Origin of the sequence: Methylosinus sp. LW3, assembly GCF_000527115.1 — a bacterium.
In the GTDB taxonomy this organism is placed as follows: domain Bacteria; phylum Pseudomonadota; class Alphaproteobacteria; order Rhizobiales; family Beijerinckiaceae; genus Methylosinus.
In genome coordinates, this window is record NZ_AZUO01000004.1 from 107,743 (window position 1) to 133,794 (window position 26,052).

General features: G+C 64.0%; 21 protein-coding genes. 10 read left to right on the forward strand and 11 right to left on the reverse strand.

Annotated elements, in window-relative coordinates:
* Window positions 1-485: 485 nt before the first annotated feature.
* Window positions 486-1,346 (reverse strand): LysR substrate-binding domain-containing protein, encoded by an 861-nt coding sequence (locus METLW3_RS0123420; RefSeq protein WP_024882153.1) that lies wholly within the window; start codon window positions 1,344-1,346, stop codon window positions 486-488.
* A 189-nt stretch (window positions 1,347-1,535) separates the two neighbouring features.
* On the opposite strand from METLW3_RS0123420, the gene METLW3_RS0123425 reads away from it, so the two are divergent.
* Window positions 1,536-3,053 (forward strand): MFS transporter, encoded by a 1,518-nt coding sequence (locus METLW3_RS0123425; protein WP_024882154.1) that lies wholly within the window; start codon window positions 1,536-1,538, stop codon window positions 3,051-3,053.
* Between the two features lie 39 nt (window positions 3,054-3,092).
* Here METLW3_RS0123425 and METLW3_RS0123430 read toward each other — a convergent pair whose 3' ends face one another.
* Window positions 3,093-3,971, reverse strand: a complete 879-nt coding sequence (locus tag METLW3_RS0123430) for a LysR family transcriptional regulator (RefSeq protein ID WP_024882155.1) — start codon at window positions 3,969-3,971, stop codon at window positions 3,093-3,095.
* Window positions 3,972-4,072: 101 nt separating this feature from the next.
* Here METLW3_RS0123430 and gstA point away from each other — a divergent pair, with 101 nt between their 5' ends.
* Entirely contained in the window at window positions 4,073-4,690 is a 618-nt protein-coding gene (gstA, locus tag METLW3_RS0123435) for a glutathione transferase GstA (RefSeq protein WP_024882156.1), read from the forward strand.
* Window positions 4,691-4,822: 132 nt separating this feature from the next.
* Here gstA and METLW3_RS27925 read toward each other — a convergent pair whose 3' ends face one another.
* The 3 genes from METLW3_RS27925 to METLW3_RS0123450 are packed head-to-tail and all read right to left on the reverse strand — an operon-like array spanning window position 4,823 to window position 8,074.
* A complete protein-coding gene (locus tag METLW3_RS27925; protein WP_083967426.1) occupies window positions 4,823-5,977 on the reverse strand; it encodes an SRPBCC domain-containing protein in 1,155 nt (384 codons plus the stop codon).
* The gene (locus METLW3_RS0123445) at window positions 5,974-7,686 is read right to left on the reverse strand and encodes an MFS transporter (protein ID WP_245267492.1); all 1,713 of its coding nucleotides are present in this window, start codon (window positions 7,684-7,686) and stop codon (window positions 5,974-5,976) included. The genes METLW3_RS27925 and METLW3_RS0123445 overlap by 4 nt, the downstream gene beginning before the upstream one ends.
* 40 nt (window positions 7,687-7,726) lie before the next feature.
* Window positions 7,727-8,074 (reverse strand): metalloregulator ArsR/SmtB family transcription factor, encoded by a 348-nt coding sequence (locus tag METLW3_RS0123450; RefSeq protein WP_024882159.1) that lies wholly within the window; start codon window positions 8,072-8,074, stop codon window positions 7,727-7,729.
* Between the two features lie 154 nt (window positions 8,075-8,228).
* Here METLW3_RS0123450 and METLW3_RS28605 point away from each other — a divergent pair, with 154 nt between their 5' ends.
* The 3 genes from METLW3_RS28605 to METLW3_RS0123460 all read left to right on the forward strand — a co-directional run bounded on the left by METLW3_RS28605 (window position 8,229) and on the right by METLW3_RS0123460 (window position 11,055).
* A complete protein-coding gene (locus METLW3_RS28605) occupies window positions 8,229-8,588 on the forward strand; it encodes a hypothetical protein (protein WP_157096392.1) in 360 nt (119 codons plus the stop codon).
* A 428-nt stretch (window positions 8,589-9,016) separates the two neighbouring features.
* On the forward strand, window positions 9,017-10,123 hold the full coding sequence (locus tag METLW3_RS0123455; RefSeq protein ID WP_024882160.1) for a Fic family protein: 1,107 nt from the start codon (window positions 9,017-9,019) through the stop codon (window positions 10,121-10,123).
* Window positions 10,120-11,055: a recombinase family protein gene (locus METLW3_RS0123460; RefSeq protein WP_024882161.1), complete on the forward strand. Its 936-nt coding sequence runs from the start codon at window positions 10,120-10,122 to the stop codon at window positions 11,053-11,055. Before METLW3_RS0123455 ends, METLW3_RS0123460 begins: the two co-directional genes overlap by 4 nt.
* A gap of 42 nt (window positions 11,056-11,097) precedes the next feature.
* Here the strand turns inward: METLW3_RS0123460 and repC are convergent, their stop codons facing one another.
* From repC to METLW3_RS29210, 4 genes are all read right to left on the reverse strand, one after another.
* Window positions 11,098-12,432, reverse strand: coding sequence for a plasmid replication protein RepC (repC, locus tag METLW3_RS0123465; RefSeq protein ID WP_024882162.1), 1,335 nt, complete (start codon window positions 12,430-12,432; stop codon window positions 11,098-11,100).
* Between the two features lie 173 nt (window positions 12,433-12,605).
* Window positions 12,606-13,622, reverse strand: coding sequence for a plasmid partitioning protein RepB (repB, locus tag METLW3_RS0123470; protein WP_024882163.1), 1,017 nt, complete (start codon window positions 13,620-13,622; stop codon window positions 12,606-12,608).
* Complete coding sequence (gene repA, locus METLW3_RS0123475; RefSeq protein ID WP_245267505.1) at window positions 13,619-14,746, reverse strand: plasmid partitioning protein RepA; 1,128 nt, start codon at window positions 14,744-14,746, stop codon at window positions 13,619-13,621. The genes repB and repA overlap by 4 nt, the downstream gene beginning before the upstream one ends.
* A gap of 237 nt (window positions 14,747-14,983) precedes the next feature.
* Window positions 14,984-15,100 (reverse strand): hypothetical protein, encoded by a 117-nt coding sequence (locus tag METLW3_RS29210; protein WP_245267493.1) that lies wholly within the window; start codon window positions 15,098-15,100, stop codon window positions 14,984-14,986.
* Between the two features lie 619 nt (window positions 15,101-15,719).
* Here METLW3_RS29210 and METLW3_RS0123485 point away from each other — a divergent pair.
* The 5 genes from METLW3_RS0123485 (at window position 15,720) to METLW3_RS0123505 (ending at window position 24,749) form a co-directional block, all read left to right on the forward strand.
* Window positions 15,720-18,023, forward strand: a complete 2,304-nt coding sequence (locus METLW3_RS0123485; protein WP_198022886.1) for a GLUG motif-containing protein — start codon at window positions 15,720-15,722, stop codon at window positions 18,021-18,023.
* Window positions 18,024-18,237: 214 nt separating this feature from the next.
* On the forward strand, window positions 18,238-18,567 hold the full coding sequence (locus METLW3_RS0123490) for a hypothetical protein (RefSeq protein WP_024882166.1): 330 nt from the start codon (window positions 18,238-18,240) through the stop codon (window positions 18,565-18,567).
* A 42-nt stretch (window positions 18,568-18,609) separates the two neighbouring features.
* Window positions 18,610-20,208, forward strand: a complete 1,599-nt coding sequence (locus METLW3_RS0123495; protein WP_245267494.1) for an efflux RND transporter periplasmic adaptor subunit — start codon at window positions 18,610-18,612, stop codon at window positions 20,206-20,208.
* Window positions 20,205-23,357, forward strand: coding sequence for a CusA/CzcA family heavy metal efflux RND transporter (locus METLW3_RS0123500; RefSeq protein ID WP_024882168.1), 3,153 nt, complete (start codon window positions 20,205-20,207; stop codon window positions 23,355-23,357). The genes METLW3_RS0123495 and METLW3_RS0123500 overlap by 4 nt, the downstream gene beginning before the upstream one ends.
* A gap of 315 nt (window positions 23,358-23,672) precedes the next feature.
* A complete protein-coding gene (locus METLW3_RS0123505; protein ID WP_024882169.1) occupies window positions 23,673-24,749 on the forward strand; it encodes a hypothetical protein in 1,077 nt (358 codons plus the stop codon).
* 146 nt (window positions 24,750-24,895) lie between these two features.
* On the opposite strand, the gene METLW3_RS0123510 is transcribed toward METLW3_RS0123505, so the two are convergent.
* Entirely contained in the window at window positions 24,896-25,201 is a 306-nt protein-coding gene (locus METLW3_RS0123510) for a hypothetical protein (RefSeq protein WP_024882170.1), read from the reverse strand.
* Window positions 25,202-25,367: 166 nt separating this feature from the next.
* On the reverse strand, window positions 25,368-25,895 hold the full coding sequence (locus METLW3_RS0123515; RefSeq protein ID WP_245267495.1) for a hypothetical protein: 528 nt from the start codon (window positions 25,893-25,895) through the stop codon (window positions 25,368-25,370).
* Between the last annotated feature and the right edge of the window lie 157 nt (window positions 25,896-26,052).

The following is a 26,052-nucleotide window of genomic DNA, read 5'->3' on the forward strand; positions in this document are numbered from 1 at the left end:
TCAATTCGGGCGGTTAGAGCCGAACATGCTGCCCTCGGGCCAGTCGTCAAGGAGCGTCGCACTTTTTTCGGTTCAAAAGCGCATGACCACATCCGATTATCGAGCGCAGGCTCAGCTTAGGATTCGCGTGGACGAGAAGTGATGTGCGTGGGCTGGTTCTGGGGTGCGAGCAGGCAAACTGCACCCGAAATCTGGAGCGCAGTGCTGACTGCCTGACCTTCATGAAACGCCAGCCCTTCGCGTGGCCATCCGCAAAACTTGCACCGCAACCGCACGTCTAAAGTTCCCTGCTGTCCGACGGCTACGCCGTGATCGAGGAGGCGGAACGATCCATCGCGACCGCCGACGCGGGGCGAGTATTGGACGGGCCTGACCTTCACCGTCGTCGATCAGCTCGCGCCAGAACAGGCCTCAGCGACGTCATGAGGGAGCCGACGACACCGTCCGACATACGTAGCCGGCTGCGGGCGTTTGTCCCACGCCCGCTATCCGGCCATCGCGCGGTGCTCCCGAAAGGCCGCAGCCAATGTCCGAAGCGCGGCACGCGATTTGGGATCGGTGAGCGTCGAGTGCAGCACGATCTCCGACGAAGGCAGGCGCGGCAGCCTGAGGCGTTCGCCAATTTCGATGGCGCCGGGCGGAGCTAGGCGACAGGAAAAGATGGCCATTGCGAATCCGGCGGAGACGGCCGCCGCCACTGCCGACGAGCCGCCACCGAGGAACACTTCCGTCCAGGCGATGCCAGCCTCGTCGAGGGCGCGGGTCGCAATATCGCGCACGCCACAGGAAGGCGACAAAGCCGCCAATCGCAGAGGTTCGCCCTGCCGATACTCGAAATTCGGCGCGGCGAACCATCCGAAATGTTCGGGGCCGAGGACCTCGCCATCACGCCGGTCGTCTTCGCGACGAATGATACAGGCGTCCAGTTCTCCGCGATCGAAGGCGTCGAGCAGCGTGCGCGAATTCTCCAGGCGGACTTCGATGCGCAGGCCCGGATCATGCGCGTTGAGTTGCGCCAGAAGGGTCGGAAGCTCCGGTCCGGCCACATGTGCGGCGATGCCGAGCCCGAAGCGGCGCGGGGTCGTGGACGCGAGCGCCGACAGCGCGGCTTCGTGCGCGGCAAGAAAGTCGCGAGCCCGGTCGAGAAAGAGGGCGCCATGCGCGGAGAGCCGGACGTGGCGCGGCGTGCGCTCGATCAGCCTTTGGCCAATCCGCTCTTCCAGGCGACGCAGCTTGACGCTGATCGCGCCTTGCGTGGAGCCGAGGGCCTCGGCTGCTCGCGTGAAACTTTGCAGGTCAGCGACGGCCACGAAAGCCTGTACCGACTCGACATCGAGGGATGCCATTTCAATCATCCAGATTTGTTGTCTCTAAAATACTCAGTCATACCATTCTTATATCGTCAAGTTTCGCCTACGATCAGGTTCATCAACAACAGTCGCTCGCAGGACTGCCGTGGCGCCCCGGCCTTAGCCGCTGTGGGTGAACGGCCGCGCGCGGGACGCCGAGCGATCTCGCGCTTGAAAGGCCTGATCATGTCTTTTACTTCCTCGCGGCAAGGCAACCTTGCCTTGGCCGCCATCTGCTTGTCGGCTTTGATGTTCGGCTTCGAAATATCAAGCGTTCCGGCGATCCTGCCGACGCTGGAGAAAGTTCTTCACGCCGACTTCCAGCAGCTCCAGTGGACGATGAATGCCTACACCATCGCCGTGGCGACGGTTCTCATGGCTGCGGGCACACTGGCGGATCGCTTCGGGCGCAAGCGTCTCCTCATCGTCGCCATTGTTGCGTTCGGCGGCACGTCCCTCCTGTGCGGCCTTGCCCCCGACATGACAATCCTCATCGTCGGGCGCGCGCTCCAAGGCGCGAGCGGCGGCGCCATGCTGATTTGTGGGATCGCAGTGCTCTCGCATCAGTTCAGCACGGCAGCCGATCGCGCCCGGGCTTTCGGCTGGTGGGGCATCGTTACCGGGTTCGGTCTCGGCTTCGGTCCGGTGATCGGCAGCGGGATCGCAGCCTTGATGGGCTGGGCCTGGGTGTTTCTGGTCCACGGTTTCATCGCCGTGCTGACCGTCATCCTGGCTTGGCGCGGTGTTCGGGAATCGAAGGATCCAGCCGCTCGGCGCCTGGATCTCGGCGGCATCGCGACCCTGTCACTGGCCGTCTTTTGCGTCGCCTACGTCATCACTCAGGGCAGCGAGCTCGGTTTCACCAGCCCGATCGCGCTGGCGATAGTGGCTACAGCCGCCCTCAGCCTCATCGCTTTCGTCATTGTCGAGCAGATCACGCCGCACCCGATGTTCGATTTCTCGGTGTTTCGAATCCGACCCTTTTCCGGAGCGCTGTTCGGCTCGATAGGCATGAATTTTAGCTTCTGGCCGTTCATGATCTATCTGCCGATCTGGTTTCAGGCGGGGCTCGGACTCGATGGGCTGACCGCCGGCTTGGCGCTGCTCACCTACACCCTGCCGACGCTCGTTGTGCCGCCATTCGCCGAACGCCTTTCGCTGCGCCTTGGCTCTGGCGTCGTCATCCCGGCGGGACTGTTCGTGATCGGTCTCGGCTTTTTCATCATGAAGATCGGAGCAGGCGGTGGTTCGCTGGCCTTGGCGACGACATTGGTCGGCGCGTTGCTGGCCGGGATTGGCCTCGGGGCGACCAATACGCCGGTCACCAACACCACGACCGGATCCGTGTCGAGCGACAGAGCCGGCATGGCGTCCGGCATCGACATGAGCGCCCGGATGATCTCGCTCGCCATCAACATCGCGCTGATGGGCTTCGTCTTGCTCGGGGGCGTCCAGACGCGCCTGAGTGCGGCTTCAGGATCGTTCGACGCCACGCAACTCCGGCACGTCGCCGAACAGATCGCGGCCGGAAATGTCTCCGCTCTAGATCAAGCCGCCCTGGGAGCGTCGAAGGTGATCGGTCCTGCCGCACTGGCCGGCGGCTTTGGAGACGTGATGCTCTACGGCGCCATCGGCGTCTGGGTGCTGGCCGCACTCAGCTTCTTCACCTTCGGGAGGAGGAGAGATGTCGATGGCGCGTCATGAGGTCGGAGCCCGTCAGCCCGCCGGTCCTTGCGTCCTGCGCTATGCCAATGTCGGCGCGGTCGAGCGACGAGCGACCTCGACGAACAGGTTTCCGGCCCGCGACAACGGGCGCGCGGACGAAGCGACGAGCCCGAACTCGCGATGCAGCGGTGAAGTGAGTTTCGAAACCCGGAAGCCGCGTTGCTGTTCCGGCAGGGTGGATTCCGGCACAAGGCTGACACCCGCGCCCTCCCGCACCAGGGCAATCGCGCTCGACCAGTCGCGCACCTCAATCTGCACGTTCTGGAGCGTCAATCCTTCCGCGTCGGCAAGCGAGCGGGCGTTCGTATGGCACCCGCCGGTGGCGAGAACGAAGGGCGCGGCTGCCAGTTCGGCCAACGAGACCGAATTACGCCGTGACAGGGGATGCGCCGCCGGCAGGATCGGAACCCAGGCATCTCGTCCGAGCGGAACGGCATTTCTGGCCGGAGATGGGTTGAGGACGACCCCGAGGTCGATTGATCCCGCCGCGAGCCAGGCCTCCACTTCCATGTCGTCGGTTTCGAGCGGCACGAGGTCGATGCCCGGATGGAGCGTGCGAAAACGCCGAAGCAAGGGCGGAAGGACCGTGGCGAAGACGCTCGGGAACCCCGCCAGGCGGATGGCCCCGGTCTCCTCGCCGATCAGCGCCATTGCCTCCCTTTCGATTGCCTCCAGATGCGAAAAGGCTGTTCGCGCATGGTCGAGCGCGCGCTCTCCGAAGGCGGTCAACGCGACGCCCCGTGGCTGGCGGACGAGCAGTTTCACTCCCAGGCTCTCTTCGAGCGCGGCTAAGGCTTGGCTCATCCCCGATTGGGTGACGCCGAGCTTGTCCGCGGCTGCGGTGAAGCCGCCGGCCTCGGCGACGGCGATCAGGCTCTGGAGTTGGGTCAGGTTCATAGTAGGTGAACTTATACCAAGAAAATGTGCCAGTAATTTTTATTATATTACAAGGCCTGCCAATGTGGGCGGCGATCTATCCCCTCCGCGAGGCCCCGACGATGAAGCTCTATTTCGCCCCCGACACCTGTTCGCTCTCGCCGCACATCGTGCTTCAGGAACTCGGACTGCCCTACCAACTCGTCCGCGTGAACAACCGGACGAAACGCACATCCACGGGAGAGGACTTTCTCGCCATCAATCCGAAAGGCTATGTCGCGGCACTCGAACTCGATACCGGCGAGGTTTTGACCGAAGGACCGGCCATCGTTCAGTATTTGGCCGACCTGAAACCGGAGGCGGGATTGGCTCCAGCCGCCGGTACACTGGCGCGGGTTCGGCTCCAGGAATGGCTCAACTTCATCACCAGCGAGGTCCATGCCGGATCGAGCCCGCTGTTCAATCGAGCCTTGCCGGAGGAGGCGCTGGTGATCTTCCGGGACCGGCTGTTCCGGCGCCTCGACTTCATCGAGGTGAACCTCGCACCTCGGGATTATCTGGTGGGCGACGGCTTCACGGTCGCCGACGCCTATCTCTTCACCGTGCTCGGCTGGATGAAGGGGTTTTCGATCGATCTCGACCGTTGGCCGGCGATTGCGCTCTACATGCAGCGGATCGACGCGCGGGCGTCCGTCCGCGCTGCTTTGGCAAGGGAGGCAGAGATTCCTCCGGTCGAATGACGCGCAAGTTCGACTTCGACCCGTTGATAGGAAGCCAATCGGCTGACGCGACGCGCAACAGAGAAGCTTGAGGGAGCGTCATCGCGTCGTTACTTTCCCGGCGCGGTGTCGAGCCGATTCACAGGCAAACTCTCAAGTCTCCCCGCGCTTCAGGCGCGCCAGATACTCCTCGCGCGTCATGGACCTTGATCCCGCCTCCTCGCGCCGAACCCGATCCCGGCCCGGGAGGGCGTCACGGAGGACGTCCAGATTCTTCCAGGGCGCCATTTCGTCCCCGCGCGGCTCGCCCGGCACGAAGGGGGATGTTTCCGCGCGCTGATAGCGATGCACATAGCGCGGGCAGTTCACGAAGGCCTCATAGACCTTCACCACCAGCAAAAGCTCCGCGCCGGGAAATGCTGCGAGCTCCGCCTCGTCGCGCACGAGGCGCGCGGCGCCGTGGATGCGCAGCCGGTGCGGCTGCTCGAAATCGATGAACAGCAGTCCGACCTTCGCATTGGCGGCGACATTGCCCGCGGAGAGATACATGCCGTTGCCATCGTAGCTCGGCAATGCGAGGGTCTGGTCGTCGAGCACGCGCACGAAGCCCGGCGCCCCGCCCTTGTAGGAACAGGTCGGAAAGCCGCGATGGTCGACGGTGGCGAGGAACACCATGTCCCGCCCGGCGATGAAGGCCTTGTGCTCGGTCGTCAGCGTGCTCGTCACCATCATCTTGCGCAAGGTGTTGGCCAACGGCCGGCTGTCGAAGGCGTCCTGCAGCAAGCGGTGCGACTCGCCATAGAGCTCGGCGATCGCCCCGAGCGACGGGCGAAAGGCGGGCTCGTCCGGCGGCGGAACGAGCGACCAGACGAGCCGGTCGAGGCAGATCGTCCACAATATGCGGTGCGTCGCGGCTGCTTCCTCCCCCCGGAGCTCGCCGTGGGTGAGCGTCAGCTCGCAAGCGTCGGCGCCCAGAGGGCGCAGATCGACGTCGACCCGCGTCGGCGGCCCGCAAAGGCCGGCTGCGGCCCCCTCATATTCCCAGCTCGAGGAGATCCGCCGCTCTGGCGCGACGTCGATGTAACGGCCGCAGAGTCGATAGCGCGTTCCATCTGGATCGAGGCCCTCCAGCCGGTAGACGCCGCCCGGACGCGGGTCTATGACCGCCTCCCGCAGCGCCCCGGCTCCCGGAATCAGCCAGCGGACCAGCCATTTCGGGTCCGTCCAGGCGGTAAATATCTGTCTCGCCGGCGCGTTGATGCGGCGGACCAGGACGAGCGAGACCGAACGACCCGCGGCGCTGGTCATGGCACGCGCTCCAACGTCACGCGGTCCAGGGCGCGGCCGCGCGTCTCGGGCAGGAACAGTCCTCCGACAACGAGCGCGACCAGCAGGACGCCGGCTGCGTACCACAGACCCGCATAGAGATCGCCCGTGGCGGTGAAGGCGGCGAATGAGATCGCCGGGAGGAAGCCGCCGAACCAGCCGCCGATATTGTAGGACATCGCGAAGGCCGTGGTGCGGATGCGGGTCGGGAACATCTCCACCATCCAGGCCGAGAGCGGGGCGGACGCCATCGCGACGAAGACGCTGAGGGCGGCCATGAGCGCGATCAGCATCGACACATTGGTCAACTCCGGCGCGGCGCGGGCAGGATATCCCGCATCGGCCAATGCAGCCGCGAGGGCGACGTCGAAGGCCTTGGCCTGCTGCGTGAAGACCGCCCGGTCGAGCCCGACGCCCTCGAAGGCGGGAACCACCGCGGCGCCGATCTCCACCTCTGCGACGCGGCCCGGTGACGCGGCGCGATTGGCGTAGGGCACGCCGAGCTTGGCGACGGCGCGCCGGGCGATGTCGCAGGGGCTGCGGAACTCGGCGAGGCCGAACGGATCGAACTGGCGGCTGCACGTCGCCGGATCGGCCGCCACCGTCACCGGATGCGTGGTCATCGCCGCCGCGAGGCGCGGATGCGCATAGTGGGTGACGCCGAGGAACACCGGATAGGCGGCGAGCGCCGTACCGATGAAGCCGGCGAGCACTACCGGCTTGCGGCCGACTCGGTCCGAAAGCCAGCCCGCCAGGATCATTGCGCCGATGAAGACCACGCTGTAGCCGAGGATGGTGTAGTGCAGCAGGAAGGGATCGATCTTCAGGTTCAACGCCAGGAGGTAGATCGGATAGGAGCCGGTCGCGATCGCGACCGACTGGCCAGCGGCGGCGCCGAACAGGACGAGCAGCGCCACGCGCAGATGGTCCCAGCGGCCGAACGCCTCGCGTAGCGGCGTCCGCGAGCCGCCGCCCGACCGCTTCATGGCCAGGAACACCGGAGATTCCTGTAGGCGCAACCGGATATAGACCGAGACCAGCATGAGCACGGCGGAAAGTAGGAATGGAATGCGCCAGCCCCAGGCCTCGAACGCCGTCTTTCCGAGCGCCAGCTCGCAGGCGAGCACGACCAGGATCGCCAGAGCCAGGCCGCTCGCCGCGGTGACAGCGATCGCGCTGGTGGCGAAGCCGCGCCGGTGGGCGGGGGCATATTCGGCGATAAAGGTGACTGCGCCGCCGAACTCGCCGCCATAGGCGAGGCCCTGCAGGATGCGCAGCGCCATGAACAGCAGCGGAGAGGCGACCCCTATGGCCGCGTAGCTCGGCAGCAAGCCGATGAGCACGGTCGACAGGCCCATGATCAGGATGGTGAGCAGAAAGGTGAATTTGCGCCCGGCGCGGTCGCCGAGGGGGCCGAACACCAGCCCGCCGAATGGGCGGGCGACATAGGTCACGGCGGCGGAGAGCAAGGTGAAGATATAGGCATAGGCGGGATCGAGCCCGGAGAAGAACTCGGCGGCGACGATCGCGGCCATCGGCCCGTAGAGCACGAGGTCATAAGCTTCGAAGATGGCTCCGAGAGAGGAGGCCACCACCACCCGGCGCAGGCCGCCGGGATCGGCCGCCTGGTCGGCGGCGGGCGTGGGCACGGACGTTGTAGCCCGTTCGCTCGAGAGGGCATTCTGGGTCAAGCGCTTCCTCCATCTTGTTTCTACCGGTAGGCGCCGGACTCTAACGGCCCGTGTCCTCCGCCTTCATCTGAGCGACCACGGCGTCCAGGGCGTCGAGCCGCTCGCTCCAGAAGCGTTCATGCGCATCGAGCCAGTTCCGGGCGGCGTCGAGACCACGGCGGTCGAGGCTGCACATCTGATGACGGCCCTGCTTGCGTCGGATGACGAGACCCGCCTGTTCCAACACCTTCAAGTGGTTGGAGACAGCGACGAAGGAGATCGGAAACGAGGGAACGATTTCTCCAATGCTGCGCTCGTGTTCGGTCAGCATACGCAGGATCGCCCTGCGGTGCGGGTCGGCCAGAGCGTGAAAGACCGTGTCGAGCGTCGCCTCAGAATATTTAATCATTTCATTAAATATCATCGCCCGCGACGTCGGTTGTCAAGATGGAGTGCGGACATAAAGGCCCACGCCTCTGCGGAAGAACGAAGGCGCCACCAAGACGCATTGGCGCAAGGCCGCCGATCATCTCCGGCCGACGCTCCCAAGGCTCGCCGCCTTCATGGACAACGCCGAATGCGACGCGCTCGCCTATTCGCGCGAAATCGCCAGCATTAAAGGCACGTCGAAGCGTTTCTCGACCGGATCGTCGAGTCTGGTCCGCGACGAAATCCAGACTGGCACGACCAGCGGTCGCGTTTGGCAGCGTGACTGCACTCTGCCAAACGCGACGTTCGCGCCAGTAGTTCGTCGATTTCGTCGAACTCCCCGACGAGGATCGCTCCACGGTCTCGAGCTCATCCACCGCCGCGTCTTCGTCCTCGAGGGCGCCCGCGCCAGCAGCAGTCGCCGTGAGGAGAATGCCGTGAGGTCGCGACACGCGCCCCGCAGACTAGCGAAGGGCTTGCAGGCGCTCGAATGAAACAGAGCCTGGGAGATAAAATCTCATTTTAATTCCGTGTAAATCAAGACACATATCAAGTTATATCGAATTTAACTTGAGCGATAGAAGATCCTTTTTCTCTTTCGTCGGCCGGATCGAAATGCGTCGCCGCGGCCGCAGAAAGCAAGCCTCGGAACGGCTCCAGAGGCGAGCTTTCGGCCCGCAGATCGGCGAAATGGGCTGTTTTTCGGGCCTTTCTTCTGCTCACCACTATGTCGCGGCGGCGAACTTCGGCCCTCGGATGCGGTTTCAAACGACCGATTTGTTGTCACATACAATTATGTATTTGCGTATTGCGCTGGAGCTTGCATGTCGATAGAAACTCGAATCATCGACACGTTTCCGGCATTTGTCGATCTCATCGACATGTCGGGAGCAATCTGTCGATCGACAGAGGCTTCTTCGACATGTTGTTCGACCCTGCCCGCCCTTACAATGACCTTCCGGCTCTGCCGCCGCGCCACGACGTCGAGACCAAGGCCATTCTCAAGGCCTGCGTCGGGGGCCGCGCGGCGCTGGCGGAACTCAAGATCTCGGGCCAGCTAATCCCCAACCCGTCGGTTCTGATCAATTCGATTCCGCTCCTCGAAGCGCAAGCAAGCTCCGAGATCGAAAACATCGTCACGACCACGGACAGGCTCTTCCGCTTCGCCAACCGGCCGGAAACCGGCGTCGACCCTGCGACCAAGGAGGCGCTCCGCTATCGCACGGCGCTTTATCAGGGCTTCGAGAGTCTGAAGGACCGCCCGCTTTCGACGCGCAGCGCCATCGAGATATGTCGGACCATCAAAGGAGTGGACCTCGATATCCGCGCAACCCCGGGCACGGCGCTGCTGAACGAGGCGAGCGGCCGAGTGGTCTACACTCCGCCCGAAGGAGCCGGACTGCTGCGCGACAAACTCGCCAATTGGGAGCGCTACATCCACACGGATGACGGCGTCGATCCGCTGATCCGGCTCGCCATCGTGCATTACCAGTTCGAAGCGATCCATCCGTTCACAGACGGCAATGGTCGCACGGGCCGAGTTCTCAATCTGCTGTTCCTCGTCGAACAAGGGCTGCTCGATATTCCCGTCCTGTATTTGAGCCGCTATATCATTGATAATAAAAAGTCCTACTACGATGGACTGCTCGCCGTCACGACGGGCGACGCGTGGGAGCCATGGATCTTGTTCATGCTCGCCGCCATACGCGAAACCGCGACATGGTCGACCGCAAAAATATGGGCGATCCGTAACCTGCTCGACGGGACCGCCGAACGAATTCGGCGCGACTTGCCAAAGATCTATTCTCGCGAATTGGCCGAGATCATATTCGTCAATCCCTATTGCCGAATCGCCGATCTGGTCGGCGCGGGCATCGCCAAGCGCCAATCCGCTTCCGTTTATCTGAAAGCCCTCGTGTCCCTCGGGCTCCTCCAGGAAATTGAGGCAGGCAGGGAGAAAATTTACACGAACCCTGCCCTGCTGTCGCTTCTCTCCGACCGCGGCGGATCGGAAGTCGCCTCCCGATGACGGATTCGAACATCAAGGGACGGCTGATCGGCTACGCCCGCGTCTCGACCGAGGANCAGGTCACGGACGCGCAGACCGATGTGCTGAAGGCGGCCGGCTGCGTCGAGATTTTTCGCGAGCATATGTCGGGCGCCAAGGCCTCGCGGCCGGAGCTGGCCAAGGCGCTGGCGCGGGTGCGCCGCGGCGACGTGCTGGTCGTCGCGCGGCTCGACCGATTGGCCCGCTCACTGTCGCATCTCCTCGCCGTGATCGCCGAGCTCGACGCCAAGGGCGCGCATTTCAAATCACTCGCCGATCCCATCGACACCACTACCCCGCAGGGCCGTTTCGCCCTGCAGGTTCTCGGCGCCGTGGCCGAGTTGGAGCGCGCGCTGATCCAGGAGCGCACCAAAGACGGCTTGCGCGCCGCCAAAAAGCGCGGCCGCATCGGCGGCAATCCAAAACTCCGCGCCGGCGACCGCGACGCCATCCAGCGCATCGTAGACGCGAAGGCGGCGAACTATTTCGAGCGCGTCAATCGCACAGCCGAACATTGGCTGCCGGTCGTCCGGCAAATGCGCCCGGATCACCGCTGGCAGGATGTCGTGCGCGTGCTCAACGCCAAGCGCGATAGCTCCAGCGGCGCTCCCCTGCCCCAATGGACCGTCGAGCGCCTGAAGCGCGCGGTCAAATGCTTCGTCGCCGAGGGTTTGATCGAGCCCCGCCTCCTTCATCAAACCGCTAGCCGAAAAGTCAGCAGCGAACGCCTCGTCACGCTCGTCGCCGGGATCAAACGGGCCAATCCCGATCTGACGCTCGCACAAATCGGCGCGCAGCTCGAGGCCATGTATGAGCGCACGCCGCGCGGCGGAGCCCGCTGGGCGCCCTCCTCCGTCAAAAGCCTGCTCGACCGCGCGGAAAAACTTCGGTTGCTCGGCGCCGAAACACTGTGATCGAGCGGACTGCCGAGGCTCGTTCGGAAATCCATTCCGACATCACCCCGCCCTCTTGCGATCTCTCGCCGCCTTCGCTGCCTTTCCTCGCAACAGGGCCATCAGCACCGGCCCGAGCGAGAATTCCCCTGCCCTCGCCTTTTCGGTCAGGACGCGGAGATAACCGCCAGCGCTTTTGATTTCATCGCCGCGTTGCAGGATCGCGGCGATGACGATCGCGGCGTCATGCTCGCCCAAGACGTCCAAGGCTTGCGACCAGGCGTCTGGCGAAACGCCGAGCGCCGAGCGCACTGTCGCCGCCGCAGCAGCCAAGTCTCGCCACGATGAAATCTCCCCGCCCCTGCCATAATCGACGATGTCTGGACAAGCGTCCAGCACCATGCCGAGAGGATAGGCTCGAAGCGGCGGCTTTGGGTCGACAGTCCGAGAACGATCTGAAGAAGTTCCAGGGCCTCGCTGAATTGGTCCCCTGTCCTCTTCGACATTTGGCTCGGACGGATCGGCCCTGCCTTTTTGAAGGCTAGGTTCAAGATCAGAAGAGTTTGTGGTTTGATTCTGTATGTGACGCTCGGTTTGAGACTCATTGCCGCTCATATTTTGAGCTTTTATGTGTATTTCCAACGCCTTGTGGATTTCAGCCGCCAACGTGGCAAGTTCCTCCGCCAAAGCCTCCAGATCGACACGGGAAAGCCCACGTCCGTAGCGCCCCGAGAGCGCCGCATAGCGCTGATGCGCGCCGTCCCAGTCGCCCGCTACGCCCTCCTCCAGTCCGGTCTCGATCATCTTGACGATGTCGCGTCTGGTGAGCGTGATCTTTTCCCTGAGCAGCGCGATCGCACGGTTCTCGGCCCGCACCTCCTCGGCGAGGTTCTCGATTTCGCTCGAGCGCGCCACGAGCGGCGCGAGATCGAAGCCAAATGCGTCCTCTATGGCTCCCCCCTGCCCTTTTCGGGCGAAGCGTTTGCCATTCGGGGAATCACGGCGGATGATCAGCCCTGCATCGACGAGACAGGCGAGATGCCTGCGCAGCGTCGCCGGCGCCATGCCATGCGCGCGGATCGAAAGCTCCCTGTTCGACGGGAACACGACGATGCCGCCGGCAACTGAGCCGGCTTCCGCCGCCTTTGCATTGGTCTCCGGCAGACTGAGCGCTGTCTCCTGGTGAAAGCTCAGCAGTGCGTGCAACACCGATAGCGCGCGCTCAGTGACTCCGAGCGGCTCTTTGGCTTCGGTGAGCGCCCGAAACAATCGCCATTTGTGGACGACGGTTTCGGATGCGCCCGGCTTAGCAGCGAAACTCTCGGTCGCGATCTGGCTCGCCACCATGGCAAGCGACAGCGGCCGCCGCCCGAAGGGCGTCGTTGGACGTGTCTGCATGTTCCTTTGCCTCATTCAGGCAAAAGAAATCCGCTCACCGAAACGGTGCCAAAATGCTTGACAGCGATTTGCGGAAGTGTGATTCTCTCAGTTGCTACACATTGAGAAGGGCTTCCGGGGCGTGATCGTTTCGGGGGCCTTTTTCTTTTGCTGGGTTCTCCTCTCGCCGCCTCTCACGCGCCTTTCGATGCGCCGTCGCCGGCGTCGAAAGAACGATACTCCTCGAGCAACTCGGGCAGGCGAGCGGCGAGAAACTGCGCAAATGCGCTTCCATCCGCTTTTGCCAGCGTCACTCTGACATCGCGCTCGGAGGCGCGAATTTCCGCGATCGATTGGCCCGCGGAGTTCCTGATCTCTATGATCGGGCGGGCAGGGCGCGGCTCCGCCTCGGCCCGCTTCGCCGCGGCGAGCGTCCGTGCAAAACGCGTGTCGCCATCGAGCGATGAGAAGGCGGGAAGGGCGGCCGCCGCCCTCGCCCGCCTCAGCGCCGGAGCGTCACGCAACAACTCGGCGAATTCCTGCCAGCGGCCGCGGCCGATCCTCGGCGCCCTTCCGATCGCTCGAACGACATCCTCCGGCACCGCCTTGGCGACCGATATGAGCTTGGAGGCCTCGGCCCTGTCGATGGCGAGCGCCTGCTGAATGACCGAGCGACTGCGCCCGGCGCTCTCCAACCGCCAAGCGAAGACCGCGCGTTCGATGAAGCTCAAATCCTCACGCGCTGAATTTTCGACGCCCTGCGCGATGATGAGATCATCATCGCCGAGCGCGCGAATGATCGCTTTCACCGGACGGCCGAGTTGGAGCGCGGCGCGAATGCGGCGATGGCCGAAGGCCGTCTGATAGCGACCGGGCAGGGCAGGGTTGACGCGCAGCAGGACGGGAACTTCCTGCCCACGATCGCCGATCGATTGTTTCAGCGCCTCGAAGGAGGCGTCCTCCTCCTGCGGGAACCGATCGGCGAAAGGGGAGGGGTCGACCAACCCCGGGTCGATGTCGACCACCTGCTCGCCCGCGGCGATGCGTGCCCGCAGCATTTCGTTTTCCCGCTCTATGTCGGAGAAGGTCTCCTTCATCGAGCGCACCGCCCCGGCCGCGACGCGGCGCGGCTCCGGATTGTTGTCAGCAGACAACATCGGGGCGGGGGGCTGCGCGAAGAGGGAGCGGATCGTATCCGTGCGCTTGCTCATCGCCGCCAGACCTTTTCCATGAGGCTGAGGATTTCCCGATTGACGCCATTGACCGATTCGAGCCCGCGCTCGAAAGCGGCGCGGCCGACCGAGCCCCTTTCGAGTTCGTAGAGCGATTGCTTGGTGAGCCCGGCATTGGCGATGGCCGTCGACTTCCATACCGTCGCGCCCAGCACATCCTGGCCGAAGAGATTGCGCAGAAGAGCGACAATCTGCGTTTCCGGCACGTCATTGGGATCGTGCCGTGTCACGACATATCGGATGAAATCATAATCCAGCCGGCCGCCTGCCTCCTCGATGACCGTCATGACGTCCGACGTCATGAGCAGAAATTGATTCATCGAGGCCACATCCACCATCTGCGGATGAATGGTCACGAGCATGGCCGTCGCCGCATTCAGCGCGCCCATGGTGAGATAGCCGAGCTGGGGCGGGCAATCGATCACGACGACGTCGAAATCGTCCGCGATCTCGGCGATCGCGCTACCGACCCGCCGAAAAAACAAATCGCCGCCGCGCAGTGACCGCTCCGCCATGGCGCGCGGAGTGTGATGCTCGAATTCCATGAGCTCGAGATTGCCGGGGACGAGCGAGACCCCGGCGAAATAGGTGGATCGCACCACGTCCCGCATCGGCCGGCGCGCCTCGTCATAGCGAATCGCGCCATAGAGGGTTTCGCCCTCGCCAATATCGAACTCCGGCTGATAGCCGAACATGGCCGAAAGCGAGGCCTGCGGATCGAGGTCTATGGCCAGCACCCGATAACCTTCGAGCGCGAGAAACTGCGCGAGATAGAGCGACGTCGTGGTCTTGGCCGACCCGCCCTTGAAATTGGCGACCGCGATCACCTGCAATTTGTCGCCGGGGCGCCGATGCGGCAAGAATCCGAGCGCCTCCTTTGGACGCGCGCCCGCGAGGTAGACGCGCAGCTCACCGATCTGGGCCGGCGTGTAGGATCGCCGTCCACCGCCCGCCACCGCGGGCGTCGGGCCGAGCCCGTCGAGCGACAATTGCCGAAGATATCCGTCGGACACGCCGAGGAATCGCGCGACCTCGCCCGACGAGAAAGAGCGAAGGGTTTTTCGAGCCGCCGGCGGAAACAGCGTGGCGCTCAACGCCTGCATCTGCCCCGACAAGACTTTCGCATGGCGGGTCATTCGCTGCAGCGCGCTCTCCGGCGCCGTATAGGGCAGGGCGTCCAAGTTGCTCGTCACAGAAAACGGTTCCTAAGCGTTAAACGGCCAATTTCCGTCTGTGACTAGAGGCCGATTCTCGATTCGTTGCAAGCCGTATTGAGTTAATGGTGTCCTAACGGCCCACCGGCCGCAGTCCGCGCAAAGGCATGCATCGCCCATAGCGCCTCAATGATTCGGCTCTCGGCCGATGAACGCGCAACCCGCATTGGCACGGCCCGCGGTCTCGAACCGAAGGAGACAGACGAGCGTCGACTGTGTCCCCTCGAATCGCGATGAGCGCACCGCTCCCGTGCGGACATACGTATAGCGAAAAAGCTCCTGCCGCGGCAGCAGGCGCCGCTGAGACGACCTAGCCGCCTTCTCAGCGGCGCTGACGCGACCGAGAAGGGGCGGCAGGTCAATACCCTGATCGGCGGCAAGGGAGGCCGCCGACAGTCGCTCCCACGTAGCGACCGAGCCTGGCGTTCTCCGAATTCTGGGCGTTCAACGGCGCAACACGCCCCGCGCTTTTTATTTAAGCAATTCGGCCCCGGAGCAAGACGCTTATATTTGTTCCGCGGGCGAGCGGCGATCTATCGCTTCACGCGTGAGGAAAACTGCCTCAATCTACGCCGCTATGGGACCAGCCCCTGCCCCGGCTCCACCATGATGCTGAGCGTGACAAAGAGCCAGAGCACGGCAAAATCGACCTTGTCGACAGACATTCCCTCTGCATTCCGCGAACTCCTTTGCGCCAGACGAATACAAAGCTATGCCATATTATTTTATATCATTTACATATCGTAACGGAAAGCACACGCCAATCTGAACGATAGCAAGATGGAATAACCCCATTTTTGTCTAATACCTGGAGCCGATGGCCGGCACATCGAAAAGTATTTCGCGCTCAACGGGAGGCGGAGTGGCGTATCCAGAAGCAGAATATCGACCATTATATTATCGTCATTTGGACAGCATTCATCGGCGCAGACCACACAATGGCTACCCGATCCCGCTTCTGGCGCCCGCCAGCACGCAATACGCGAGCGTGACGCTGAGCGGCGCAAACGCCGGCCTGAAGATCAACGGAACCAATTACACGCTCATCCAGACTGTCGCGCAGCTCGACGCGCTCGACAGCCATGACGCCACCGTCCTGCCGGGAACCACGGCGGCGAGCGTCTCCGGCAATTATGCGCTGGGGCAGAATATCGATGCGTCAGGGACGACCTACACCGATGCGTTGATCGAGAAATTTTCCGGAATGCCGGCCGGCCTCGACCATACGGTCGGCAATCTGACGATCACCTCCACGGCGTTAGTGAACAATAATCCCGTTTCCAATCTCGCTCTGATCGGCCAGACGACCGCTGGCGGCCTCGTTCGCGATATCGGAGTCGTCAACGCCAATATAAGCTCCTCGGCCACAGTTGTCTTTTCGTCCGGACCGCAGACAGTTTACGGCAACTTCCTCGGTGCGCTGGTCGGCTCGAATTTGGCCAATATCAGCAAAGCCTACAGCACAGGAACCGTCGTTGGAGGCAATTCCGGCGGTCTGATCGGCTATAACGGCATTTTCCCACAACCCGGCGTGTTCAACACCATCTCGGACAGCTTCTCGACAGTGAATGTGACCGGTGCAACGGTCGGTGGACTGATCGGCCGAAGCGAATATCTCAAGATCTATCGTTCCCACGCCAGCGGAACCGTCGACTCTTCACTCGGAGGAAACAGCGGAGGATTGATCGGCTACGCAAGCAATACGAATGTTTACGATTCTTACGCAACCGGTGATGTCCTCGGCGGCACGATCGGCGTTGGTCTCGGAGGCCTCATCGGAAATGTGCCGAGCGGCTCCGCTCCGATCCTCATCAGGAACTCCTTCGCCACCGGCAATGCGACGGGTTTCTACGATCTCGGAGGGTTGGTCGGCACTGTCTCATCGTCGATTGCCAACTTCACCCTGGAGAATAGCTACGCCACGGGCAATGTGACCAGCTATCAGAACACAGATGTCAGCCAGCCCCCCGGCATCGGCGGCCTGATCGGCGCGGCCAGCAGCTTTGGCTCCAACATCGTGACGATCACGAATTCTCACGCCACGGGCAATGTGACCTATACGGGGGCCTTCGGCACGGGGGCCGGCGGCCTCGTCGGCTATACGCAGGGTAACGGGCTCATCGCCAATTCTTACGCCACCGGCAATGTCACAGGCGTCTCCGGCAGGGGCGGCCTTATTGGCACAGGCGGCTCGACCAACATCACCAACTCCTATGCGACCGGCAATGTGACCGGGGGCAACAACGCCGGCGGCCTCGCGGGCTCCAGCAGCGCGACCATCACCAATTCCTACGCTACGGGCAATGTCGTCGCCAATGTGCAAGCCGGCGGCCTCGTGGGAACCAACGCCGGCGGGACGATCACCGGCTCACACGCGACCGGATCGGTGACCGCTCTCGGCACGACGACCAACGCCACGCTGGCTTCCGCCGGCGGGTTGGTCGGAACCAATTTTGGACTAATCTCCAATTCCTACGCCACCGGCGCCGTGACGGGCCAGAGCGGCTACACGGGCGGGATCGCCGGCGTGAATTTCAACAATAGCGGCAATCCCAACAACACGACGACCGGCGTCATCAACAACAGCTATTACAACTCCGAGGTCAACCCCAGCTTGCCGGCGACCAATTTTCCGTCAGGCCTCGCAAGTCAACTCGTCGCCGGCAAGGTGACTGGCGGCGGCGGTTTGACGAGCGCCCAAATCAAGGACGCGCCCTTCTATATCAATGGCACGATCAACCAAGTGTTCGCCGCGCGCGCGGCAGCGGCAGAAGCCGCCGCAGCCGCCTCGGCCGCCGCCGCGCGTCTGGCCCAGACGCAACATGCGGCGAGCGGCGCCGGCAATGTGATCTCCAATCGGGCGACGGCGCCGACCACTGTTCCCAACGGGTTGCTCGCCACGGCGGGCAGAGCGGCGGTGGAGGCCGTGTCCTCGGCCGATGTCGACGCCCTCATACAGGGCTGCGAGCCCACGCAGACGCCTCTGCCGGCGGTCCGCACGCATACGCAGCATGCTTCGACGACGACGAGCGGGCCTCACAAGGTCCACGTCTCCTCGCCGGGCGCTCATTATCGCGCGCGCATTCGCAGCATCGAAGTCGACGGCCAGCATTTCGATCTTGACAACGGCGGCAGGAACTCGGCTCCCACGCCAAATGCCCAATAATGAGGTCGATCCTCGAACGGAGATCCGTGTTCTTCTTCTCCTGCTCGGCCGCGCCGCAGGCCTTCGCCCAAAGACAGCGAACTGACCCTCGACGCCGTGCTCGTCGGTCTCGGACGATGCAGCCGAGACCGACGAGGGCCTCGACGATCGATCGTCCGCGATGCGCGCGTGGGGGCCGGGTTTACCGCTTTGTCTGTCGATGATAGAATGACTTATGATCCGTTTGTTCCGCGCGCTCATCCCCATGCTGGCATTGGCTTCGCTGCTCCTCGGAGCCGCGCCGCTGGCGCGCGCCGGTCACGGATGCGAGGGCATGAGCGCCGCCGCCATGGAGGATTGCCATAAGGCGGCGGGGGATCGCGGCTCGGTCGCGGCGGATGATTGCGCGGCTGTGTCCTGCGCGCAGATTTCGCCCGTCGCCACGCCGAATGAATGCTCCTTCCTCATCCCCGCCGTAACGGCGAAGGGGAGGGCCATCGCAGCGAGCGACGCCGATTTCGCCTCACTGACCGGCTCTCCAGAGCTTCGACCTCCGATCGCCTGAAGCCGCAATCGCCGGCTCCGCTGCTCGCGCGACGGAACGGCCATGTCGCTTCAACGCCATCCGCCGCAGCAGCGGCCGGAGATCGAGATCATGCCTCCTTACGCGCCTATTTTCGGCGCGCTCGCGCTCGCCGCGAGCGTGACCGCATCCGTGCTTCACGCCTCCCATTCCGACGCCACCCATAGCAACGCCGCGGGGTCCGAACTTTCGGCGCGGGCCGCCGCGCTCGATGATCCCATCTTGTTCTATCGCGATCCGATGGGTGGGACGGAGATCGCGCGCCAGCCGCGCAAGGACGAGATGGGAATGGATTTCCTGCCCGTGCGCCGCTCGCAGCTCGCGCCCTTCGTCGCAAAGCTCCCCGAGCCGCCAGTCGCCGCGAGCGAGGAGCCGCTCTTCTACCGCGATCCCATGGGCGGTGACGCGATTTCCGCCACGCCGCGCAAGGACGGCATGGGGATGGACTTTCTGCCGGTCCGTCCCGCCGATCTGCGCGCCATACTGACGAAGCTCGCCGCCGCGCCGCGCAGGAAACGCATCCTCTACTACCGCAATCCGATGGGGCTGCCGGATGTGTCGGCCGTTCCGAAGAAGGATTCGATGGGCATGGATTACACGCCCGTCTATGAGGGCGACGATGTCGAGGCCGATGGCGCGCTACGCATCGCACCTGGGAAAATCCAGCGCGCCGGCGTGCGCTCGGAGCTGGTGCGCCGTCAGCCGATCGTCACCGAGATTCGCGCGCCCGGCGCCGTGCAGGTCGACGAGCGCCGCGTCGCCGTCGTCGCGACGCGCTCGGAAGCCTTCATCGAGAAGGTCTTCGAGGCGACGACCGGCGCGCGCGTCGCCAAGGGCCAGCCGTTGGCGCGGCTCTATTCGCCGGCCATTGCGGCGGCGGCTGCCGATTATCTCGCCTTCTCCGGCGCGCGCAACAGCGGCGATCCCAGCCTGCTCGAGGGCGTGCGCCGCAAGCTCGAGACGCTGAACGCGCCAGCGGAATTCATCGCCGAGATCGCCAGGAGCCGGCGCGTGCCGGCGAGCGTCTCCTGGCCCGCGCCGCGCGACGGACTCATTCTCGAGCGCAACGCCGTCGAAGGGATGAAGGCCGAGGCCGGCCAGGTGCTGTTCCGCATCGCCGATCTCTCTGTCGTCTGGGCGCTGGTGGATGTCTCCGAGCATGATTATGCGCGGCTGCGCCTCGGCCAGCCGGTCGAGATCAGAGCGCGCGGCCTTCCCGATCGCATCTTCTCCGGCCATGTGACGGCCATTTATCCGCAGATCAATCGCGAGACGCGCACGGCGCGCGTGCGCATAGAGCTGCCAAATCCCGATCTGACCTTGCGGCCCGACATGTATGTGGAGGCGCAGATCGGCTCCGGCGATCACGACGCCGTCATCGCCGCGCCGGAAAGCGCGGTGATCGAGACCGGCAAGCGCGCGCTCGTTCTGCTCGACAAGGGCGATGGCCGTTTCGAGCCGCGCGCGGTGACGCTCGGCCGGCGTGGCGAAGGCTATGTCGAGGTGAGGAGCGGGCTCGCCGAAACCGACCGCGTGGTGACGGCGGCCAATTTTCTCATCGATTCGGAGAGCAATCTGCGCGCGGCGCTGCAGACTCTCGCCGGCGCGGAGACAGCGCGATGATCGGCCGGCTGATCGCCTGGTCGGCGCGCAATCTCATTCTCGTTTTCATCGGAGCCGCCTTCGCCGCGGCGGCGGGACTCTATGCGCTGCGCACTTTGCCGCTCGACGCGCTTCCCGATCTCTCCGACGTGCAGGCGATCGTCTACACGGAATATCCGGGGCAGGCGCCGCAAGTGGTGGAGGATCAGGTCACTTATCCGCTGACCAGCGCCATGCTGACCGTGCCGCGCTCGAAAGTGGTGCGCGGCTTCTCCTTCTTCGGCGTCTCCTTCGTCTATGTGATCTTCGAGGATGGCGTCGATCTCTATTGGGCGCGCTCGCGCGTGCTGGAATATTTGAGCGCCGCGGGCAAGAAGCTGCCGCAAGGCGTGACGCCGACGCTCGGCCCGGACGCCACCGGCGTCGGCTGGGTCTATCAATATGCGCTCATCGCCAAGGAGATGACGCTCGCCGAGCTGCGCTCGCTGCAGGATTGGACGCTGCGCTACGGCCTCTCCAAGGCGGAGGGCGTCGCCGAGATCGCCAGCGTCGGCGGTTTCGTCAAGCAATATAATGTCGTCGTCGATCCCAACCGGCTGCGCGCGCTGGGCGTTTCGCTGAAGCAGCTACGCGAGGCGATCCGCGCCAGCAACACGGATGTCGGCGGACGCACGGTGGAGCTCTCGGAATTCGAGTTCATCGTGCGTGGCCGCGGCTATCTGAAGAGCGCCGCCGACATAGAGCATATCGGCTTGCGCGCGGAGAATGGCACGCCTCTGCTGCTGCGCGATGTCGCGCGCGTCGAGCTGGGGCCAGACGAGCGCCGCGGCGTCGCCGAGCTCGACGGCGAAGGCGAGGTCGCCAGCGGAATCGCGCTGCAACGTTACGGCGTCAATGCGCTGAGCGTCGTCGAGAATGTGAAGGCGGCGCTCGCGCGGCTCATGCCCGGACTGCCGAAAGGCGTCGAGATCACGACCGTCTATGATCGCTCGCCGCTCATTCACGCGGCGATCGAGACATTGCGCAAGGCGCTCGTCGAGGAGAGCCTGATCGTCGCGATCGTCTGCGCCGCCTTTCTGATGCATATGCGCAGCGCAATCGTCGCGATCGTCATGCTGCCGATCGGCGTGCTCATCGCCTTTGCAGCGATGAAGGCGATCGGCGTCGGCTCCAACATCATGAGTCTCGGCGGCGTCGCCATCGCCATTGGCGCGATGGTCGATGCGGCGATCGTCATGATCGAGAATGCGCATAAGCATTTGGAGCGCGCGCCGCCGCAGAAGCCGCGCCTCGACATATTGATCGAGGCGGCGAGCGAAGTAGGGCCGGCGCTATTCGTCAGCCTGCTCGTCATCACCGTCTCCTTCCTGCCGATCTTCACGCTCGAGGCGCAAGAGGGACGGCTGTTTGCGCCGCTCGCCTATACCAAGACCTTCGCCATGGCGGCGGCGGCGCTGCTCTCGGTGACGCTGGTTCCGGCGCTGATGGTCGTCTTCGTGCGCGGAAAGATCGTGCCGGAAGCGAAGAATCCGATCAATCGCGCGCTGATCTTTCTCTATCGTCCGATCATCGCGCGCGTCCTGAGAGCGAAGACGGCGACGATCCTTCTCGCCATCGTCGCGATCCTCGTGACGATCGTCCCGGCGGGCCGGCTCGGCGGCGAATTCATGCCGACGCTGGATGAGGGCGCCTTGCTCTACATGCCGACGACGCTGCCCGGCCTCTCCGTCACCAAGGCCGCCGAATTGCTGCAGACGCAGGATCGCATCATCAAGAGCTTTCCCGAGGTCGCATCCGTCTATGGCAAGGCGGGCCGCGCGGCGACGGCGACCGATCCGGCGCCGCTCGAAATGTTCGAGACCATCATCGCGCTGAAGCCGAAGGCGCAATGGCGCGCGGGGCTGACGACGAGCAAGCTCATCGCCGAGCTCGACGCGGCGCTGCAATTTCCCGGCGTCTCCAACGCCTGGACCATGCCGATCAAGGCGCGCGTCGACATGCTGGCGACGGGCATACGCACGCCGATCGGCGTGAAAATCTTCGGCCGCGATCTCGCGCAGATGGAAGGCCTCGCGCGTCAGGTGGAGGCGGCGCTGAAGCGCGTGCCCGGCACGGCGAGCGCCTATGCCGAGCGCGTCAATGGCGGCTATTTTCTCGATATCATTCCCGATCATCCGGCGCTCGCGCGCTATAATCTGATGATCGGCGATGTGCAGGAGGTGATCGCCACCGCGCTCGGCGGCGAGACAGTGACGACGACAGTGGAAGGGCGCGAGCGCTATGGCGTCAATATTCGCTATCCGCGCGAGTTCCGCTCCGATCCGCAGACGATCGGCAGGGAAGTGCTCGTGCCGCTGCCGCGCGGCGGCGCCGCGCCGCTGGGAGAGGTGGCCACGATCGAGCTGACGCGCGGGCCGACGTCGATCCGCACCGAGAATGGCCAGCTCGCCGTCTATGTCTTCGTCGATGTGCGTGATCGCGATCTCGCCTCCTATGTCGCCGAGGCGCAGAAGACCGTCGCGCAATCGATCGCTCTGCCCGCCGGCTCCTATCTCACCTGGAGCGGGCAGTTCGAATATATGCAGCGCGCCGAGGCGCGGATGCGGATCGTCGTGCCGCTGACGCTCGCGATCATCTTTCTGCTGCTCTATCTCAACTTCCGCCGCTTGACCGATACATTGATCGTGATGGCGTCGCTGCCTTTCGCGCTGGTCGGCGGCGTATGGGCGATGTGGCTCATGAGCTTCGACATGTCGGTCGCCGCGGCGGTCGGCTTCATCGCGCTCGCCGGCGTCGCCGCCGAGACCGGCGTCGTCATGCTGATCTATCTCGATCAGGCGCTACGTGAGATCGCCGCCGCACGCGCCGCGCAGGGCTGCGCGCTCACGCGCGCCGATCTTCATGAGGCGATCATGCTCGGCGCCGTCGAGCGCGTGCGCCCGAAGATGATGACGGTGACGGCCATCATCGCCGGCCTGCTGCCGATCCTCTGGAGCTCCGGCGCCGGCTCGGAGGTCATGCAGCGCATAGCGGCGCCCATGATCGGCGGCATGGTCTCCTCGACGGCGCTGACGCTCATCGTCATTCCGGCGATCTATGCGCTCGTCATGGGCGCTCGTCTGCCACGCGCCGATGTCGCTCATACGCGCGACGCAACGGAGGCGTCCTAAAAGCGTGGGCGCGCCATACCCCGCAAAGCTTTCGCGCCGTCGCCGGAAGCCGAGCTCACGGCTTGTCATCGCGCGCGCCCACTCCGCCATCGCCAATGGCTTTTAGCGAATCGTGATCGCCGGCGAGGATAAGTGAACACCCGAATGGCGACTCTGCGGAAGCGTCGATAAACGGATTCTCGTCATCCGCCTCGTGTCGCGAGCAGTTCGCGACCTAGTCGCGGGGGGGGCTCGAATGACGGCGATCAAAACAATTATCGGCGCGTCAATGACGAGTCTGGCCACGACTGGCGTCGAATCTCGAATCGCGAAGCGATGAAAGTGGAAATCGAAACAAACCTCTCGCTTCCATTGGGCGACGGCTGGGGTCTCCACCCGCCCGCCACGGATCGCCTCGTCATCATCAACGCGACTGCGAAGCTCGTGCTGGACCTGCTGCGGGCAGGCGTGACGCGTGAGGAGATCGCAGGCGCTTTCACAGAGCATTTCGACCTGCCGCTGGATGACGCCGCGAGCGATGTTGCATGCGACGCATCGGCTTCTCCTTCCATCGAAGGCGACGAAATCGACTGCGGCGAATGGCGCTTCGGCGAACAGGCCGTCCACATCGTGTCGAGCGTGCCGGAGCTGACCCGAGATTATTTCGCGCGCTTCGCGCATGAGATCGCGCCGCCGAGCGCAAAGGCCGCGCAGCTGCGATTATCGACCGCCGGCGACGGCTATCGGCTGACGCTGGAGGGCGAGAGCAGATGGATCGGCGACACATTGCCGGAGCTGATCGCGCGACTTAACGAGCTCTTCCTCGGATGGGAGCATCCCGATGTGGAGCTTCTCGCTTATTTTCACGCGGCGGCGGTGAGCCGCAACGCGCGCGCCGTCCTTCTTCCGGGCGCGAGCGGCGCCGGCAATTCGACGCTCGTCGGCTATCTTTGCGGCCACGGATTTTCCTATCTCGGCGACGACCTCGTCGCCCTGTCGGCGCATGACTGGTCTCTACGGCCTTTGCCGACGCTCCTCTCGCTGAAATCCGAATCCTGGAACATATTGGAAGGGCTCTTTCCCGAGCGGTCCGACCGTCCGACCCTATGCCGCCAAGGGCGCGACGTGCGCTATGTGGCGCCGCGCGCGAGAGAGCGCTCTTCCTGCGCGCCGGCGATCATTCTCTTTCCGTCTTACACGCCCGAAGAGCCCGCGACGCTCGCGAAGCTCACGCCTCTGCAGACGATCACGCGATTGCTCGAATCGGCGATGGATATCGAGGCTCCCGTCACCGAAGCGAAGATCGCCGAGATTTGCCGCTTCATCCTGTCCACTCCAGCCTATGAGCTGCGTTACGGCGATCTGGCGCAGGCGTCGAAGATGGTGGAGGATGCTCTCGACGCGAAGGTCTAGGCAACCGCGCCAAATGCTCGCCCGATCGGCGCGACGCGGCTCGGCTGCCGAAGCGCCGGCTGCTCGAAAGGCGAGAGGACTTATCGCGCCCCTCGGCGCGAGCCGATAGCCGCGTCTCGCCGCCTTACGGGACAATGCGCGCGGCCTCACTCCACCGCCAGCCGCTCGGCGAGCTCGGACACATCGTCCCAGGTCAAAAGGTGGCGTCCCTCCGCCGTTTCCACGAGAACGCCATCCTGCCCGACAGTCGCCGAGAATTCGACGTCGCCGCCGACCGGGCTCAGATAGACGATGTCGGCCCGGCGCCAGTCATAGGCCAGAGCGGTAAAATTGCGCGACAATGTTCGGCCTTCCTCGAGGGTCAGGTCGAAATATACCCGCTCGCTCAACATCATCCGCAGCATGTCGCCGAACAGCCGGTTCGACACGCGCTTGACGAGGGGATAGCTCATACGTCTCTGCTCGGGTGAGGCTATTCGGCTGAAGCCAGGACGGTCGCGCTTCCCGGCTCCGGGATAGGCGTGGAGAGCCACCGTCGTCGTCTCCGCAGAGAAACGCGGCGATGGCTGCTTTTTCGAGCAATGCCCATGCCACGAGGGCTCGGGCTCGGCTCCTCGCCTAGACGGCGCGAACCTCCTCCGGCTTCACGATGAATTCCAGGCGGTCGGCACGATCGAAATCCGCCGCCGCCGCCTCGAGCAGGAAGCGGTTCGGATACCAGAAATTGGCGTAGGGCAGGAACAGATTGCCGAACGATAGGCTGGCCAGAGGCTCGGTCCCGGCGAAGAGAACGACCTCCACTCCGACGCCATTGGTCGGCCCGACAGTATTGTCGCCGAATATTTCGAACTGGACCACGAATTTGGCGGACGTAACGCCGCCCTCCGAGGTTTTGATCCCGATGACGCGGAGATCCTGGAAACGGCGACCGATCGCGCCATCCGTCAGAAGTTGCTGAAATTCATGCGCGCGCCCCTTCTTGACCTGACTGGCGTCGTCCAGCGGGACGCCAAGATCGGCCAATCCTGTGGGCTTGGCGGGCGCCAGCGTCACGACGGTGCGGGTTTCTTGCAGTACGGGCAAGGTCGGCTCCTTGTGGTTTTCGACGTTGGACCCGACAAAACCGGGGTCCACGCCGCGCGCCACGCATTTTGCGCGCCAAACGCCGAGACGCCGCTTTTGGATCAGCGGCCTGCCGCTCACTGCCTCGGAATGGCGCCTCGTCGCCCGCAAAAAACGAAAAGGGCGCCGCCCGATCCGTCTGGATCGGACAACGCCCTGTTTTTCTTCCGAAAACGCCTAG

What these genes read in the sequence shown, in the direction of transcription:
- METLW3_RS0123510 (WP_024882170.1), bottom strand. Translation starts at nt 25,201, where the DNA reads ATGAGCTATCCCCTCGTCAAGCGCGTGTCGAACCGGCTGTTCGGCGAC.
- repA (WP_245267505.1), bottom strand. Translation starts at nt 14,746, where the DNA reads ATGCAGGCGTTGAGCGCCACGCTGTTTCCGCCGGCGGCTCGAAAAACC.
- METLW3_RS0123430 (WP_024882155.1), bottom strand. Translation starts at nt 3,971, where the DNA reads ATGAACCTGACCCAACTCCAGAGCCTGATCGCCGTCGCCGAGGCCGGC.
- METLW3_RS0123425 (WP_024882154.1), top strand. Translation starts at nt 1,536, where the DNA reads ATGTCTTTTACTTCCTCGCGGCAAGGCAACCTTGCCTTGGCCGCCATC.
- repB (WP_024882163.1), bottom strand. Translation starts at nt 13,622, where the DNA reads ATGAGCAAGCGCACGGATACGATCCGCTCCCTCTTCGCGCAGCCCCCC.
- METLW3_RS27925 (WP_083967426.1), bottom strand. Translation starts at nt 5,977, where the DNA reads ATGACCAGCGCCGCGGGTCGTTCGGTCTCGCTCGTCCTGGTCCGCCGC.
- METLW3_RS0123490 (WP_024882166.1), top strand. Translation starts at nt 18,238, where the DNA reads ATGATCCGTTTGTTCCGCGCGCTCATCCCCATGCTGGCATTGGCTTCG.
- METLW3_RS0123500 (WP_024882168.1), top strand. Translation starts at nt 20,205, where the DNA reads ATGATCGGCCGGCTGATCGCCTGGTCGGCGCGCAATCTCATTCTCGTT.
- METLW3_RS0123420 (WP_024882153.1), bottom strand. Translation starts at nt 1,346, where the DNA reads ATGGCATCCCTCGATGTCGAGTCGGTACAGGCTTTCGTGGCCGTCGCT.
- METLW3_RS0123505 (WP_024882169.1), top strand. Translation starts at nt 23,673, where the DNA reads ATGAAAGTGGAAATCGAAACAAACCTCTCGCTTCCATTGGGCGACGGC.
- repC (WP_024882162.1), bottom strand. Translation starts at nt 12,432, where the DNA reads ATGCAGACACGTCCAACGACGCCCTTCGGGCGGCGGCCGCTGTCGCTT.
- METLW3_RS0123450 (WP_024882159.1), bottom strand. Translation starts at nt 8,074, where the DNA reads ATGATTAAATATTCTGAGGCGACGCTCGACACGGTCTTTCACGCTCTG.
- METLW3_RS0123495 (WP_245267494.1), top strand. Translation starts at nt 18,610, where the DNA reads ATGTCGCTTCAACGCCATCCGCCGCAGCAGCGGCCGGAGATCGAGATC.
- METLW3_RS28605 (WP_157096392.1), top strand. Translation starts at nt 8,229, where the DNA reads ATGGACAACGCCGAATGCGACGCGCTCGCCTATTCGCGCGAAATCGCC.
- METLW3_RS0123455 (WP_024882160.1), top strand. Translation starts at nt 9,017, where the DNA reads ATGTTGTTCGACCCTGCCCGCCCTTACAATGACCTTCCGGCTCTGCCG.
- gstA (WP_024882156.1), top strand. Translation starts at nt 4,073, where the DNA reads ATGAAGCTCTATTTCGCCCCCGACACCTGTTCGCTCTCGCCGCACATC.